At 44.4% G+C, this 16,493-nt stretch carries 14 protein-coding genes; 11 read left to right on the plus strand and 3 right to left on the minus strand.

Translation table 11 applies throughout. The annotated features are described in order from the left end of the window. Positions 1–228 precede the first annotated feature (228 nt). Positions 229–1,230, minus strand: a complete 1,002-nt coding sequence (locus tag VL121_RS11920) for an SMP-30/gluconolactonase/LRE family protein (protein WP_325405535.1) — start codon at positions 1,228–1,230, stop codon at positions 229–231. Between the two features lie 374 nt (positions 1,231–1,604). On the opposite strand from VL121_RS11920, the gene VL121_RS11925 reads away from it, so the two are divergent. The 7 genes from VL121_RS11925 to VL121_RS11955 all read left to right on the plus strand — a co-directional run bounded on the left by VL121_RS11925 (position 1,605) and on the right by VL121_RS11955 (position 9,990). Next, positions 1,605–1,778 (plus strand): hypothetical protein, encoded by a 174-nt coding sequence (locus tag VL121_RS11925; protein WP_325405537.1) that lies wholly within the window; start codon positions 1,605–1,607, stop codon positions 1,776–1,778. A gap of 9 nt (positions 1,779–1,787) precedes the next feature. Then, positions 1,788–3,434: a glycerophosphodiester phosphodiesterase family protein gene (locus VL121_RS11930; RefSeq protein WP_325405539.1), complete on the plus strand. Its 1,647-nt coding sequence runs from the start codon at positions 1,788–1,790 to the stop codon at positions 3,432–3,434. A 10-nt stretch (positions 3,435–3,444) separates the two neighbouring features. Then, the gene (locus VL121_RS11935) at positions 3,445–4,557 is read left to right on the plus strand and encodes an alkaline phosphatase family protein (protein ID WP_325405541.1); all 1,113 of its coding nucleotides are present in this window, start codon (positions 3,445–3,447) and stop codon (positions 4,555–4,557) included. A 24-nt stretch (positions 4,558–4,581) separates the two neighbouring features. Next, positions 4,582–5,868 (plus strand): purple acid phosphatase family protein, encoded by a 1,287-nt coding sequence (locus tag VL121_RS11940; protein ID WP_325405543.1) that lies wholly within the window; start codon positions 4,582–4,584, stop codon positions 5,866–5,868. 60 nt (positions 5,869–5,928) lie between these two features. After that, positions 5,929–7,212, plus strand: coding sequence for a purple acid phosphatase family protein (locus VL121_RS11945; protein ID WP_325405545.1), 1,284 nt, complete (start codon positions 5,929–5,931; stop codon positions 7,210–7,212). A 111-nt stretch (positions 7,213–7,323) separates the two neighbouring features. Then, entirely contained in the window at positions 7,324–8,982 is a 1,659-nt protein-coding gene (pafA, locus tag VL121_RS11950; protein ID WP_325405547.1) for an alkaline phosphatase PafA, read from the plus strand. 147 nt (positions 8,983–9,129) lie between these two features. Beyond that, the gene (locus VL121_RS11955; protein ID WP_325405549.1) at positions 9,130–9,990 is read left to right on the plus strand and encodes a glycerophosphodiester phosphodiesterase family protein; all 861 of its coding nucleotides are present in this window, start codon (positions 9,130–9,132) and stop codon (positions 9,988–9,990) included. Positions 9,991–10,191: 201 nt separating this feature from the next. On the opposite strand, the gene VL121_RS11960 is transcribed toward VL121_RS11955, so the two are convergent. Next, the gene (locus VL121_RS11960) at positions 10,192–11,295 is read right to left on the minus strand and encodes an acyl-CoA dehydrogenase family protein (protein WP_325405551.1); all 1,104 of its coding nucleotides are present in this window, start codon (positions 11,293–11,295) and stop codon (positions 10,192–10,194) included. 82 nt (positions 11,296–11,377) lie between these two features. Between VL121_RS11960 and VL121_RS11965 the strand changes: the two genes are divergently transcribed. Further along, a complete protein-coding gene (locus VL121_RS11965; RefSeq protein ID WP_325405554.1) occupies positions 11,378–12,679 on the plus strand; it encodes an amidohydrolase in 1,302 nt (433 codons plus the stop codon). Between the two features lie 193 nt (positions 12,680–12,872). On the opposite strand, the gene VL121_RS11970 is transcribed toward VL121_RS11965, so the two are convergent. Then, positions 12,873–14,102, minus strand: a complete 1,230-nt coding sequence (locus VL121_RS11970; RefSeq protein ID WP_325405556.1) for a phospholipase D-like domain-containing protein — start codon at positions 14,100–14,102, stop codon at positions 12,873–12,875. 171 nt (positions 14,103–14,273) lie between these two features. On the opposite strand from VL121_RS11970, the gene VL121_RS11975 reads away from it, so the two are divergent. From VL121_RS11975 to VL121_RS11985, 3 genes are all read left to right on the plus strand, one after another. Further along, positions 14,274–14,723 (plus strand): Hsp20/alpha crystallin family protein, encoded by a 450-nt coding sequence (locus VL121_RS11975; RefSeq protein WP_325405558.1) that lies wholly within the window; start codon positions 14,274–14,276, stop codon positions 14,721–14,723. Between the two features lie 216 nt (positions 14,724–14,939). Next, positions 14,940–15,710, plus strand: coding sequence for an MlaE family ABC transporter permease (locus VL121_RS11980; RefSeq protein ID WP_325405561.1), 771 nt, complete (start codon positions 14,940–14,942; stop codon positions 15,708–15,710). 6 nt (positions 15,711–15,716) lie between these two features. Further along, the gene (locus tag VL121_RS11985) at positions 15,717–16,493 is read left to right on the plus strand and encodes an ABC transporter ATP-binding protein (protein WP_325405563.1); all 777 of its coding nucleotides are present in this window, start codon (positions 15,717–15,719) and stop codon (positions 16,491–16,493) included.

Genomic DNA, 16,493 nt, shown 5'->3' on the forward strand with positions numbered 1-16,493 from the left:
GGCGGCTGCTGTCCATACAATTTAATATTCACCTGATGCTTACTAATAGGAAAGCCGTGTACAAAATCGTATTACCCATTGCATTGGTTGTCTTTTTATTGTGTCGCGCCGGGGTCTGCATAAAAAGCCATTGTGGGAAGCCATGAAACCCCTGTGCTGAATTGATGCAGAGGCGCAGCTCGGTTCACTTCTGGAGCAACCACACTTTGCAAATAGCATGTCCTGAACTTATTTCCTCATCCGTACCCTCAGCACATACATGTTTGCCGTAATATACAGCGTTTTGCCGCCCTCGGCCAGCGCTACATTGCTGCATGGTTGCGGAACCGATATCTTTCCTGCCAGTTTCCCCAACGCATTGAATATCCATACTCCGCCCGGCCCGGTTGCAAAAACATTTCCCTGCCCGTCAACCTTCAGTCCGTCCGGCATGCCCTGCTCTTTTTTTGATGCTTCCGTTGCGTCAAACAGTAATCTTTCATTATGCAGGCTGTCGTTACCATCTATGTCAAACATATACCACACGGGCTTCTGTGGGTCGGAGTTGGCTACAATAAGCGTTTTTTCATTGTTGATAAAAGCAATCCCGTTAGGGCGGGTAATGGCATCGGTTAGTAAGCGCACTTCTCCCCGGCTGTTTACTTTGTACACGCCCTGGAACGGAATTTCCTTAGCAGGGTCATCCATTGCTTTTTCCAGGCCGTATGCCGGGTCGGTAAAAAAAAGATCGCCATTGCTCCTGAATACCGCGTCATTAGGACTGTTGAAACGCTTTCCCTGGTAATGATCCGCCAGCGAAGTAAATACAGGCTGTGGTGCATTCAACGGCGCATTCATCATAGCCATCCGCCGGTCGCCATGCTGGCACAGTACTAATTTACTTTCCCTGTTCAGCAGCAGGGCATTGGAACCCGGCTCGCCTGTTCGTGGAATGGCGCCGGTGTAGCCCGAAGGTGTGAGGTATAATTCAGCGCCTTTGGCTTCCGTCCATTTGAATATTTTGTTGGGAGGAATATCAGAGAACAGGAGCATCTTTTCATTTTCCAACCATAAAGGGCCTTCTGTCCACTTGAATCCTTCAGCAATAATTTCAACAGGCGCTGTTGTGTCTATGATTTTTTCTAATGAAGGATCAAGGCTTTGAATGGATCCAATGGATTGCAGGGCAGGCATTTTATCCTTGCAGGCCATAAAAGCGGCAAAAGCCAGAAAGAACAACAATTTATTCATATAGCGGCAATTGATAATGAGGTATGAAGATAATATATTGGGAGGAACAGGTGGCAGGGGTGTATTTCAAATCGTTGCCGGTTGGTGTCTCTCCAACCGGGGCATCCGCCGTGGGCAGTGTCTTCACTGCCTGCATAAATACAACAATTTGAAATGTATCCGGTATCAGGGAAATCTTGTTCTGACTATAAACTCCAGATAAAAAAAAGCCAATCCGGCGGAAGCAGTCAGCTATAAGCAGAACGGACAGAGGTGAAAAGAGAGCGGTGAAAGAAGGAGTATTCGATCTATCATTAGTAGTTACTCAACAATGTATTTTTTCCTTCAAAATATGAGTATGTATTTTTACTTTTAGCCTCCCTAAAAAGTAAATAATGAGAATTAAGATTATATCCTGTTGCACCCTGGCATTGCAGCAGCGGTTTCCGGGCTCCGCTCAAAATACAATTGGAAATATTATAGTCCAACCCATCGCGTTCCTGCCGGTAAAAATATTTACTGCCGCATATTCCGTGGCGCCGGCTATTGAACAAATAAAAGAAAAATAAAACCCCTTTATGAGAAGGATATCCCTTATATTATTTTTATTGCTCTCCGCTTGCTTTGTTTTTTCGCAGGAAAAAGCGCCGCTCCCTGAAACAAAGTATAAGCTGGCTGTAATTGCCCACCGGGGTAACCATGTTAAAGTACCTGAAAATACGCTTGAGTCTGTAAAAGCGGCTATTAAAAGTGGCGCCGATTACGTGGAGATTGACCTGCGTACCACTAAAGACGGGTACCTGGTTATTCATCATGATGGTACGGTTAACCGTATGACCAATGGTACGGGTAATATTAAAGACCTTACGCTGGCGGAATTACAACAACTGAAAGTAGCGGATAAAAACAATCCCACTAAAAAAACATACCGCATTCCCACTTTCAGCGCAGTGCTGAAGGCAGCCAAAGGCAAGATCAATATCTATCTCGATTTTAAAGATGCCGGTGTAACGGAAACATACAGGCAGATACAGGAAGCCGGCATGGAAAAGCAGGTAGTGGTATATGTAAATAAAATACCACAGTACAGGGAGTGGAGAAAAACGGCGCCGGGTATGCCTTTAATTACCAGCGTTTTGGAAGAGGTGAAAAATAAAGAGCAGCTAACCTTTTTCCTGGAACAGGGAACCATTGAAGTGGTAGATAATATCTACGACAAGGAAATGGTGGCAACGGCGAATGATAACGGGGTAGCGGTATGGTTAGATGTACAAAGCGATCATGAAGGCGCCGATGACTGGAACCAGGCGCTGCAAAGAGGTATACAGGGCATCCAGACCGACCATCCCGAAGCGTTGATCGCTTATTTAAACAAAAGCGGCTTACGCAACGGACTGGGAAAAGATTTGGCTAAAGAAGATCCTTACACGAAGTACAAGAAAAAAACCTACAGGGAGCTCAAAAACATAAAATATGGCCAGGCGCCCGGCGATGAAAATAGGTTTGACGCTTATTTTCCGAAGGATATGCAGCCCAATGCCAGGGTAATAGTATATATACATGGCGGCGGCTGGACCGGTGGCGATAAAGAGGAGTTTCCCAAACAATTGATTGAAGAACTGGTGGGTAAACGTGGTTACCTGGTTGTTTCCATGAACTACCGGTTGGTGAAAGACGGGCAGGATCGTTTTCCTGCGCAGATAGAAGATGTGCAGAAAGCGCTGGAGTTTATTGCTAAAAACGCGGCCAAATATAAATATAACGGCAATGAATACGCGTTGATGGGCGGCAGCGCCGGCGCTCATTTGGCCATGCTGTACGCTTACGGATATGATAACGCGAAACAGGTGAAGACGGTAATTGACCTGTGGGGACCAACAGATTTTACCGACAAATCGGTACGCCCCGATGGCAGCAACGCAGATAAAACCGTTATTAATTTTCTGGGTGAAAAAGATGAAAATGCGCAGGTAGCCAAAGATGCCAGCCCTGCTTACCGGCTCACTAAAGAAACAGGGACGCCTACCATTTTGTTTCATGGCGGGGAAGATCCTTTAGTAAATGTGAGCCAGGCACAGAACCTGTATCAAAAATTACAGGCGTTGGGAATACCGGCCCAACTGGAAATTTACCCCGGTGAAAAGCATGGTGTTGGCCCTGCATCGGCCGTTGATGTATTTACCAAAACTTTTTTATGGCTTGAAAAATATTATCCCGCAAAATAAAAATAACTGTATGAATAAAATAATGCTGCTGGCAGTATGGGCTGTTCTTTATGGCTGTGCCGGCAATACTATACACAATGCAGAAGGTAAAATTGAAAACGTAATCGTTATCACCACCGATGGTTTACGCTGGCAGGAATTGTACAAAGGTATGGACAGCCTTATTGCCGCTAATGGCCGGTTTAACCAGGGGCGCGGAGACAGTGCAAGAATATTTGAAAATTATTGGGCCGCAAATGAAACGGAGCGGAGGAAAAAGCTGTTACCTTTTTTCTGGGATAGTATTGCGCAAAAAGGGCAGCTCTACGGCAACCGCGCTTACGGCAATAAGGTAGATGTTGCCAACCCTTACTGGTTCTCTTATCCCGGATATAATGAAATTTTTACGGGCTACCCCGATACCGCTATTAATTCCAATGAGTATAAGCCCAACCCGCATACCACCGTGCTGGAATACATTAACCGGCAGGGAGGATTTAAAGGCAGGGTAGCGGCTTATGGCGCATGGGGAGCCTTTGACCGTATTCTTAATAAGGAACGTTGCGGGTTCCCGGTAGTGTCGGCTTTCAGTTCTGCCGGTGGTGGTCATCCAACACCCAAAGAAGAGCTGATTAATGCCATGCTTAAAAACTCCTATAAACCTTTTGGCGAAGGAGAATGTCTTGATGTGTTTACCCATTATGCGGCTACGGAATACCTGAAGGAGAAAAAGCCGCGTGTGCTTTTTATAGGCTATGGTGAAACCGATGAATGGGCGCATGCAGGCCGATACAAAGATTACTTAGACGCCGCCAGGCAGGTAGATACATGGATAAAGGAGATATGGGAATATGTGCAGCGTACACCGGAGTACAGGAACAAAACCGCGCTTTTTATTACAACGGATCATGGCCGGGGCGATATTAATAAAGATCAGTGGACTGGACATGGCAGCGGAGGCGTTGCGGATTCGCATGAGATGTGGATAGCGGTGATGGGACCCGGCATACCAGCCAAAGGAGAAGTAAAAACAGTTATGCAATTGTATCAGAAACAATCCGCACAAACCATTGCCTCCCTGCTGGAACTGCGCTACCAGGCCGATCATCCAATAGCTGAAGAAATAAAAGAGATGAAGGACTGATCATAAACCAATACCATTATTTGCATGACTGGAATGAACAACAGGAAAGAGAAAGGTTACCGGTGTGCCGGCTTTGTTAGCTTATGCGTTGTTTTTTGCATGGCGGTGCAGGCGCAAACATCAACGGTAAACCCTTTTCCTCCCGCTCCCAACCCGGACAGGATTGTGCTGAATGTTACCCGGGATCCGTCTACATCAATAGCCGTAAACTGGCGCACATGCGATACTGTTAGAGAAGGTTTCCTGGAAATTATGCCCGTTACAGCCGATCCCCGTGCTGTTGACAAAGCATTGCGGAAGCAGGCAAAAAGCGAAGCGTTTCAATTTGAAGATATTGCTGCCAACTATCATTCGGTTACCGTGTCTGGTCTTATTCCTAAAACATTATACATGTACAGGGTTGGGCAGGGTGCTCACTGGAGTGAATGGTTTCATACCAAAACGGCGGGAAAATCCGGAGATAAACTTTCGTTTATTTATTTGGGTGATGTGCAGTCCGGAATAAAAACATTGTGGCCAAGGGTAATAAGGGATGCATATACTAAAATGCCTGATGCCAATTTAATTTTATATGCGGGTGATATTGTAAACCGCGGAAACAGCGATTTAGAATGGGGAGAACTGTTTTATGGCGGGAGTTTTATACACAGCATGATACCTGGTATGCATTCACCCGGAAATCATGAATATGCCCGCACCGGAGATACGCTTTCGGCTTTCTGGCGCCCGCAATTCTCACTTCCCGAAAACGGGCCGGAAGGTTTAAAGGAATCATGTTATTACGCCGATGTGCAGGGCATGCGTTTCATTTCCATCAACTCTTACAGGGTAGAAGAGTCGGATGAAGACCTGCAAAAGCAAAAAGTATGGGTAGATTCGCTGCTGCGCAATAATCCCAACCAATGGACCACCATTTTGTTTCACCATCCCTTTTATTCTATACGCCCCACACGCGATAATATACGGATGCGCAATACCTTTAAACCGTTGTTTGATAAATATAAGGTGGATATTGTGCTGCAGGGTCACGACCATGCGTATGCGCGGGGGATGCAAAAAATACCGGGTGCAACGAAGGATGAAAAATCTGGAACCGTTTATATATTATCAGTAAGCGGTTCTAAAATGTCATCCAAATTTGAAGGTGGCTGGATGGACGTATCGGCTACCTATACCCAGCTTTACCAGTTGGTAACGGTTGAAGGAAATACACTGCATTACAAAGCTTACACGGCTGCCGGGGAACTTTATGATGCGTTTGACCTGGTAAAACAAAAAGGCAAAAACAATAGGCTGGTTGAAAAGAAATAAACAGGAAAAAATATATCGTTCAAACTTTCTGTCGTCATTCATCATTTGTCATCCAATATTATGCGGGTAAAAATTAATCGCCATATTTTCAGGAACAACTTGGCTTGTTGTTTTGCTATACTGATTTTCGCAAAAGCGCAGGCACAGCAGGCTAATCCCTATCCTCCCTCTTCTTATCCAGACAGGATCGTACTGAATGTAACGGCAGATCCTTCCACATCCCTGGCGGTTAACTGGCGTACACACGATAGCATTACTTCAGGCACTGCCGAAATTACGATTGCCGCTTCTAACCCGGCCGATGCTGCAAAAGCCACTACGGTAAAGGCTAAAACCGAAACGGTAACGCATACCGGAATTGTAGCCAATTATCATTCAGTAGTGTTTAATAGTCTGCAGCCCGGAACCCGGTATATGTACCGTGTGGGCAATGGCGACCACCGGAGCGAATGGTTTCATGTAAAAACTGCAGGAAATGCGGGTGAGCCTTTTTCCTTTATTTATATGGGAGATGTGCAGCAGGGTATGAGAACTTTTTGGCCGGCAGTAATTCGTGAAGCGTATACCAAAATGCCGGACGCAAAACTTATTATGTATGCGGGAGATATTGTAAACAGGGGACGTATTGATCATGAATGGGGCGAATTATTTTACGGGGGAGGTTTTATTCACAGCACCATACCCGGCATGATGTCGCCGGGCAATCATGAGCATGCTGATAATGCGGAGGGGGTGAACGAACTAACCGCTTTATGGCGGCCGCAGTTTACACTACCCGAAAATGGTCCCGCAGGATTAGAAGAAACCTGTTATTATTCCGATGTGCAGGGCGTGCGTTTTATTTCCCTCAATTCGCAGTCCATCTGGTTTGGCGGTGAGGGAATGCAAAAGCAAATAGACTGGCTGGAAAATATTTTATCCAATAATCCTAATCAATGGACATGTGTGGTATTTCATCACCCGGTGTATCCGGTAAAGGCTAACCGCGATAATAAAAACCTGCGGGAAAATTTTCAACCCATATTTAATAAGTATAAGGTAGACCTGGTACTGCAGGGACACGATCATGCGTATGGACGGGGTATGCAGAAAATTCCTATGCCTTATAACAGCGGCACATCGCCCACCATGTACGTGGTGTCTATGAGCGGATCAAAGATGTATGCGGATGATAAGCCCGCATGGGCCGATAAAAGCGGTGGTCATCTGCAGCTCTACCAGTTAATAACAATAAATAGAAAGAAGCTTTCGTATCGTTCGTATACGGTAACAGGTGAATTGTTTGATGCCTTTGAACTGGTAAAAAGAAAAGGAAAAAAGAATAAGCTTATCAATCTGAAATAATTGTTTATGATTGGTTAATCAAAAAAGAACTCATCTGGAAACGCAGTTCTTTTAGTTAAATCGTGTTAATTTGTTTGCTAAAACTGTATTTGTCAAAATAAAATATACCTAATGATGAAATTTAAGTACTGCTTCTCCGGTTTGGTAATGATGTTATTTGTATGTATGGCACATGCACAAACCGCTGCAAAGAGCACTTCTTCCACGCCGCAGCAGCCCAAAATAATAGTGGGTATGATGGTAGACCAGATGCGCTGGGATTATTTATACCGCTTTCAGAACCGGTACACGGAAGGCGGATTTAAAAGGCTGATAAAGGAAGGATTTTCCTGCGAGAATACACTGATTGACTATTCTCCAACTATTACGGGTTGTGGACATGCTTCTGTATATACCGGAACTTCGCCTGCTGTACACGGAATAGTAGGTAACGGCTGGTACGAACGTTCTATAGGTAAGGAAATTGGCTGTGTGGATGACGAGTCGGTTAACCTTGTAGGATCGGCGGAAGGCGGCACAGGGCAGTCGCCTCATAACAACCTCGCAACTACTATCACCGACCAGTTGCGCATAGCATCAAACTTTCAAAGCAAAACCGTTGGTGTTGCCATTAAAGACAGGGCTTCCATTTTACCTGCCGGGCATGCTGCTACAGGTGCTTTCTGGTATAATGGACAGGATGGAAATTTTGTTACCAGCACCTATTACATGAAAGAACTACCGGAATGGGCTAAACGCTTTAACGACAAAAAAGTTGTAGATAATTATTATAAGAATGACTGGAACACACTTTATCCCATCAATACCTATACCTTAAGCACGGCGGATGATAAATCGTACGAGAGTACAGCTAACGGAGAGGCGAAACCTGTTTTTCCGCACAACCTCAAACAGTTCACCGGCAAAAATTATGGAGCGGTACGCACAACGCCTTATGGTAATACCCTTACTTTTGATTTTGCCAAAGCGGCTATTGAAGGATATAATTTGGGTGGTGGAAAGTTCACCGATTTTTTAGCGGTAAGCTTTTCCAGTCCTGATGCCATTGGACATACCTACGGTCCGAATTCTATAGAAATTGAAGATAATTACCTGCGTTTGGATAAGGAGCTCGCCGATTTTTTTACTTATTTAGATAAAAGGTTTGGTAAAGGCAACTATCTCTATTTCATTACTGCCGATCATGGCGTATCAGAGTCTCCCGGATTTTATCTGGAAAATAAAATGCCTTCGGGCGCCATCCAGGATAAAGATTTCTCCAAAGCGGTGTTAGATGGCTTGAAAGAAAAATACGGCGTTGAAAAACCTGTGTTTTCCTTTACCAATTACCAGTTGTATATGAACTGGGAAGCGTTTGATAAAAAGGGAATCAGCCGCAGTGACGTAGGCCGTACTATAAAAGAAATTTTACTGAAAGTTCCCGGCATTGCCAATGTGCTGGAAAGCGAAGCATTGGGTACAGCGCCCATTCCCGACCATATAAAGTCCATGCTCATTAAAGGGTATTATGTAAAACGCAGCGGTGATTTTATGGTAATACCACAACCCACCTGGAAAGGCGGAAGCATCAAAGGCGCCACGCATGGCACATGGTATCCTTACGATGCGCATATTCCGCTGGTATGGATGGGATGGAAAATAAAGCCCGGCTACACTAACCGGGTAACGGGCATGACAGATATAGCTCCTACATTAGCCGCATTGCTGCATATACAAATGCCCAGCGGCGCTATCGGGGAACCTATTACGGAAGTAACGGGGGGAAGATAAGCCTGTGAATAGTGAGTAGTGAGTAGTCAGTGGTGGTGCGGGTTACAGGTTACAAGGTGCAGGGGAAAGTTCGTTTACTCCTGCTTTGTATTGCTCATAGCTAACTGCTGACAACCGTTGGAATTGACCTTTATCCATTTCAAAAACATGTATTACAAACGCATATTCTTATCGCTTGGCATCGTATGCATTACGGTACTTGCCATTGCGCAGTCTACCTTAGACAGCATCCTGTATGATTTTCATAACCGTCCGGACAGGGTGCTGGTAGCCGCACACAGGGCGGAGCATCCTGATTTCCCTGAAAATTCTATCGCTGCCATGAAAGCGGCGATACGGCTTGGTGTGGATTTTATTGAAACCGACATCCGGGAAACCAAAGACGGTGTGATGATCATTATGCACGATAAAACCGTTGACCGCACTACCACCGGTAAAGGACTTGTTGCAAATATGACCTATGCCGAACTGCAACAACTTTTTCTTTTGCATAACGGTAAACCTACTACAGAAAAAATTCCCACATTTAAGGAAGTGCTGGAGTTGGTGAAGGGAAAGGTAATGCTGGATATTGATTATAAAGCTGAAGGAAAAAGAGCAGCCAAATCAACAGCCAGATTGCTGAGAAAAACTAAAATAGAAAAACAGGCTTTATTTTTTTTGTACGATTATAAGGATGCGCCTGCCTTACGCAGGATGAATAAAAAAATACAATTCATGATGCGTGCCTACAGCAGGGAAGATGTGGACGGTATATTTAACCAGGGCATTGAAATTCCGGTGATACATGCCGATGCTAAATTTTACTCCGATTCATTAATGGGAGTAATTCGTGGAAAAGGCATAAGGCTTTGGATGAATGCCCTGGGCAGGTATGATAAAATGGAAAGGGCGGAAAGAAACAGTGGATTTGATTCCTTACTGCAAATGCAGCATACCAATATTATACAAACTGATTTGTATGAAGAACTGATGGCATACCTGAAGTTAAGAAGCTTACACAGGTAATTTGAAAATGTGGAAATGGAAGCGGTTGGTACGCGATGAAGGAAGGGTCAGACCGCAAGTGAATGGTGAGATGTTAGTAGTGAGTGGTGAGTAGCACATCACGGATTTAGCATTTGAGTTTTGTTTGGTTCTTATCATTTGGTTCTTGGTACTTTACATTTCATAAACTATAAACCACAAACTATAAACTTCAAATATCCCTTATCCGCATCCGAAAGTAAACACGGCGTGGAGGCTTGCGGTATGAAAATCGCGCCATACCCGGTTAATGTCCGACCCCTGTTCTGCCGCAATCATCCCGCAGTAAGGATAAAGATCATCCACTGCATTACGCGCCAGTTTAACCATTGATCTGCAGGTTTCTCCCAGGTTTTTAAGCATGGAAGCGCTCCATCGCTTTTCTTCGCAGCCAGCTTTCCATGTTTTTTCCAGTGCATCATAAAAAAGCTGCCGTGCGTCTTCCAGCTTACTTTTTGTACGTCCTAATATTTCCAGCATTTCACAGGCTTCCTTTATGGCATAGCCATGACGTTTGATCCTTTCTTCGAAAAGAATTTTACACTCGTCTATAAAATGAAAAGCCATGCCGGAATAATTGGCTGTTAGCGTTACTTCCGCGAAAGCCTGAAAAGGGAAATAAAAAACGGCATCCGGTAAGCGGGCATGTTGCTGTTCAATAATAAAGCACCTGTTTTTTGCTACATGCAATGCTTTTACACTGAAAGAATGGCTTGCAGTAGCTTTCATGCCGCTGGTATTCCAGTTGTTGTGTATTTCCACTTCTTCCTTCCTGAAAATAAATGTTTTTACAACGGGTGAGCCATCGGCCTGCAATACCGGTTCCCCGTCTTTTTCAATCATGCAGTTAGCCGTAAACGCGGTGGCATAAGGGGCGCCCGTTGCGTATTTCCAGCGGCCATTTACCATGTAGCCGTTTTGGGTAAGCGTGGCTTTCCCCGAAGCCACACCACTACCGGCAAGGCATACCTGCTTATCGGAGAAAAAAGAAGTGGCAGTGGATTCTTCCATAAAACCGATAAACCAGTTAGCGCCGCTGCACAGGGTAACGGTCCAGCCTGTACTGGCATCCGCATATGCTAAAAGTTCCTGTAAATACACCGCTTGGGGCAGTGGCAAGCCAAGTCCGCCCATGGCGTGAGGCACAAAAAGGTTGAACCAGTTTTGCGCGTAAATTAATTTCAGTTGTTCCGGGTGCAGTTGTTCCATTTGTTCTGCCGCTGCGGCATACTGTTTGATAAGGATAATGGATTCAGCGGTTAAAAGCGGTGAAGGATGGTTATTCATAATTATATAAATCACGCCAAATGTAGGCACTGCCACCCGGTTCGTAAAAAAATCCTACTTTCAAAAATGTAAATAGTAGCGTATGAAAAAATATTTTTCTTTTGTAATACTACTGGTAATAAGCTGTGCGCCTGTTTCGGGGCAGAACTTTAAGGAGCAGGTTGCTGCTAAAACCGGCGCGATACTTCCGGAAATGATTCAGTGGCGGAGATATTTGCATGAACATCCTGAACTATCGAACAGGGAAATTAAAACAGCGGAATATATTACCGTCCATTTTAAAAAACTTGGACTGGAGGTACAAACCGGCATCGCCAGAACCGGCGTAGTAGGTATTTTAAAAGGTGGTAAGCCTGGTCCTGTTATTGCTTTAAGGGCCGATATGGACGGATTGCCGGTTAAGGAAAGAGTGGATATTCCTTTTGCTTCAAAAGCGGAAGGAGAATATCTTGGAGAAACGGTACCGGTTATGCATGCTTGTGGCCACGACAGCCATATGGCTATATTAATGGGAACAGCGGCTGTGTTAAGCTCCATGAAAAAAGACATTTCCGGCACTGTGAAATTTATTTTCCAGCCTGCGGAAGAAGGTCCGCCCGGTGATGAAGAAGGCGGGGCGCCTTTAATGATCAAAGAAGGGGTAATGGACAACCCGAAAGTGGATGCCATTTTCGGGTTGCATATTAATTCGGCAACACCTGTTGGAGAAATAAAATATAAGTCAGGCGCCGAAATGGCTGCAAGCGACTGGTTTACCATTAAGGTGAAAGGAAAGCAATCTCATGGCTCCCAGCCATGGAGCGGGGTAGACCCTATTGTAATTGCGTCACAGATCATCCAGGGCTTACAAACCATTGTAAGCCGCCAGCAAAACCTTACCAAAGCGCCGGTGGTAATTACCGTGGGTAAAATACACAGTGGTGTAAGGAGTAATATCATTCCCGAGGAGCTCATCATGGAAGGAACCATCAGGACCCTGGATGAGGATATGCATAAGGATGTGCATGAAAGAATACGCAAAACCGTCAATCATATTGCCGCTGCCGGCGGCGCCACGGCAGAAGTAGCCATTGATACCAAAACAAAAGTAACGTACAACAACCCTGCTTTGGTGAAGCTGATGCTTCCTTCATTAGAAGCCGCCGCCGGAAAAGAAAAGGTATATGAAACCGAATGGACAACAGGCGCGGAAGATTTTTCCTTTTTCGGCGATAAAGCGCCGGCCTTCTTTTTCTTCCTGGGTGGGATGCCTGCAGGGCAGGACCCTAAAAAGGCCGCGGCACACCATACACCCGATTTTTATATAGACGACAGCAGGCTGGATACAGGAGTAAAAGCGTTTTGTAATATAGTGATGGATTATGGAAAGATGAAGGGGAAGTAGGTTTCAGGTAAGAGGTACCAGGCATCAGGTGAGTAGCTACTAACGATAGAATGAATACGCCTTCTTTCACCTCTCGCCTTTCTCTTCTCCTTAGAATTTCAGATTTGTAGTTTCTGATTTAGTATTTGAATTTTATCCGCCACTGCGGACGGGTTTGGTTCTTATCATTTGGTTCTCGGCGCTTTGTATTTCCTTAATTTCTTTTCCTGAAATAGAAGGTAAAAAGATAGATCAGTCCTTTAACGGTTTGATAGGAGCACCACCATATAAAACGCTTCAGCAGGCTGCGTTTTTGAATAAGCCTTTCCCTTGTTACATGAATGCATTCCTTTTCAATAATAGCTTCAAATACTGCCTCCACTTCCGCCGCAAAATGCTGGTCGCGTATATCAAGGTTTAGCTCAATGCTGGCATGAGCGCTGATATTATTAATATTATAGGAGCCAATAGTTAACCATGCGCTATCACAAACCGACACCTTACCATGCAAAACATTTCCCTGGTACTCGTAAATGGCAATATTGTTCCGCAATAACCAGTCATAAATATATCGCTCGGCATACTTTGCCAGTTTTATATCTGATAACCCGGCCAGAATGATTTTGATCTTTACCCCTCTTTTCGCGGCAAGTGAAAGTTTTTTCCTGAACATTGCACCGGGCAAAAAATAGCTGCATAAAATAACTACATGCGATTGCGCGGTTTTCAGCATTTCCATGTAGCTGCCCGATATTTCATTTTTATTGCGCACCCAATCGTTAATGCGCATGCGTACCCGGCTTGTAGTTCCGGTAATGGGGGGAGTGTACAGGTATTCCTGTTCACAGGGTAATACGCCTGTTTTTACCGGAAATCCTTTCCATGTTTTCCAGCAAAGCGTACATAGTTCTTTTACAATCTCTCCCTTCACCCATACGGCAAAATCCAGCCATGCCGTATAGCCCGGCCGGTCGTTATACCGTTCCGTAATATTTAAACCGCCTACCATGGCGCATTGGGTATCTGCTACTATAATTTTATGATGCAGCCGCCTGCCAAAATAGAAATGCTTACTCCGGATCAGGGGCTCAAAAAAACGAAAATGCACGCCCGCTGTTATGAGCTCATGGATAAATGACCCCGATAAGGCCCTGGATGCATAACCATCGGCCATCATATATACATTAACGCCTCTTTGCGCGGCTTTTTTCAGCGCGTCCCCTACTAATCTGCCGGTTGCATCATCATCAAAAATATAAGTCTGTAAGTGTATGCTTTGCTTTGCCTGGTCAATCATCTGCAGCATCTGGTTAAAATACGCAGCTCCGCCGCGAATAAACCTTACGGTATTATTCGTGGTATATCCTTCGGTGGACCGCTTTTTTTCAACCGGCCAACGCTTTTTATTTTTTATGATGCTGCCTGTAGCATATCCGGTTTTCAAAATACAGTCTTTTTGTAAATATAGATTTTATTGTAAACGTAGTTCAATTCGGGTTTAAAAGTGCATGATGATGAGGATCATAAAGCTTCAGTAAGGTAGTCATATTTTGTTTCTATAAAAGAGGGTAATATGCAGACATGCAAAATTATTCACTACATATACCGCGTTCATATGATCACATTCAGCAATCAACCTAAAACGGATTCTCATGAATACCCCGGGGCCTATCATCCGCCTGCGTATAACTGGTCAAAAGTGATGCAGCAGCTAAAAAAAGCATCCGATAAAAAACTGAAACCTTCCCTAATGATCAACGAAACTTCATGTTGCTACAGTATTGAAATTGAAGTTCCGGGCTATAGTAAGGAAAACTTTATGGTTACGTTTGAAGGGAATAAACTAAACATATACGGCTTATGCCCGAACACGCAATCCGGTGAGCAATCCGGGTATCATTTGCACGAAGGCTGCTGCGATTGTTTTGAGCATGCTGTTATTTTGCCCAAATATATTGATGCGGATTTTGTAAGAGCTGAATACAGGGCAGGTATACTCCGGTTTAATTTTCCTAAATCAGATAAGGAATGCATCCGCACGATAGACAAGATAATTGTTTATTAGTTTACCAGGCGATCAGTTCTGCCGTATGCTTATTTCCATATAGCTGTAATCACAAAAGGTAACCGGGTTGAATTGCCCGGTTTTGTATAGTAAGCCGAACAGACTGAACTATGTTTTTGCTTTTATTACCTTAACGGGAGTACTTTACGTACGTGAGGATGATTTGAAATGAATACCATATGTGGCCGTGCTGTAATATTTGAGTATTTTTAAAGTATGTTGCGTTCCCGGTTCTGGAAAAACTTTTTTGAAGAAGCAGGAGAAATAGCCCGTTTTACCGGCAGGTTATTTTCTCAATGGTTTAAGCCCCACTATGAAACAGCAGAATTTTTCAGGCAATGTTTTATCATTGGCTATAAATCCCTGCCGCTGGTAATGCTCACCACTTTTATTATGGGGCTGGTGTTAACATTGCAAATACGGCCTTTTTTGATAGATTATGGTGTGGAATCGCAGTTACCTGCTATGGTAGGCATTGCCATTATTCGTGAAATTGGCCCGGTTATTACTGCACTTATTTTTGCGGGAAAAATTGCCAGCAGCATTGGGGCGGAACTGGGTTCTATGAAAGTAACGGAACAAATAGACGCTATGGAAGTATCCGGTACCAATCCTTTTAAATACCTGGTGGTAACAAGGGTTTTGGCGGCTACTTTTACACTGCCACTGCTCGTTATGCTGGGTGATGCGGTGGCGCTATACGGAACTTACCTGGGCGTAAATATGAGCGGAGTTACCAGTTTTGACCTGTTCTGGACAAAAGTATTCCGGAATCTTTCCTTTGGCGATGTGCTTCCGGCTTTTGTTAAATCCTTTTTTTTCGGTTTTGCGGTAGGGATAGTAGGTTGCTATAAAGGATATTATTCCAAAAAGGGAACGGAGGGTGTGGGGCAATCGGCCAATTCGGCCGTAGTGCTGTCTTCTGTACTCATATTTATTATTGATCTTATTGCAGTACAGGTAACCGATGTGCTGGGGCTGAATTAAAAACATATGCATATAACGGAAGACATAGAAAAGCGGGAACAAAACCTTATGCGGGGTGAAGCGGTACTGGTGGTTCGTAATTTGTACAAATCGTTTGGCAGTCACAAGGTGCTTATTGATTGCAATGTAAGCTTACATAATAGCGAAAATGTGGTAGTATTGGGAAAGTCAGGCTCGGGTAAATCGGTGCTGATCAAATGTATTATTGGTTTGCTCAGGCCCGACAGCGGCACCATTAAAGTGCTGGGTGAAAATATTCCGGAGCTGAACGATGAAGGACTGGACAAGATCAGGATGAAGATCGGTTTTTTGTTTCAGAGCAATGCCTTATACGATTCAATGACGGTAAGGCAGAACCTGGAATTTCCGCTGAGGCGGCATTCCATTAGTCTAAAGCAGGGGGGAGTTGATCAATTGGTAAAGGATGCGCTGGCAGATGTTAAACTGGCACATACCATTGATATGATGCCGGCAGAATTATCAGGCGGTATGCGCAAAAGGATAGCGTTGGCTAGGACTTTGATACTGAAGCCTGCTATTATCCTGTACGATGAACCCACTACGGGGTTAGATCCTATTACCAGCAGGGAGATTATTGATTTGATCAAGGAAGTACAGCAAAAGTATCATGCGGCTTCACTGATCATTTCTCATGATATGAATTGTGTGCGCATGGTGGCAGACCGGGTGGTTATGCTGATAAACGGACGGAACTACAGGGAGGGCACTTACGATGAGCTGGTACAATCGAAAGATCCTGCGATAAAAGCGTTTTTTGAATAA

The organism is Agriterribacter sp., from assembly GCF_035497235.1.
Classification (GTDB): domain Bacteria; phylum Bacteroidota; class Bacteroidia; order Chitinophagales; family Chitinophagaceae; genus Agriterribacter.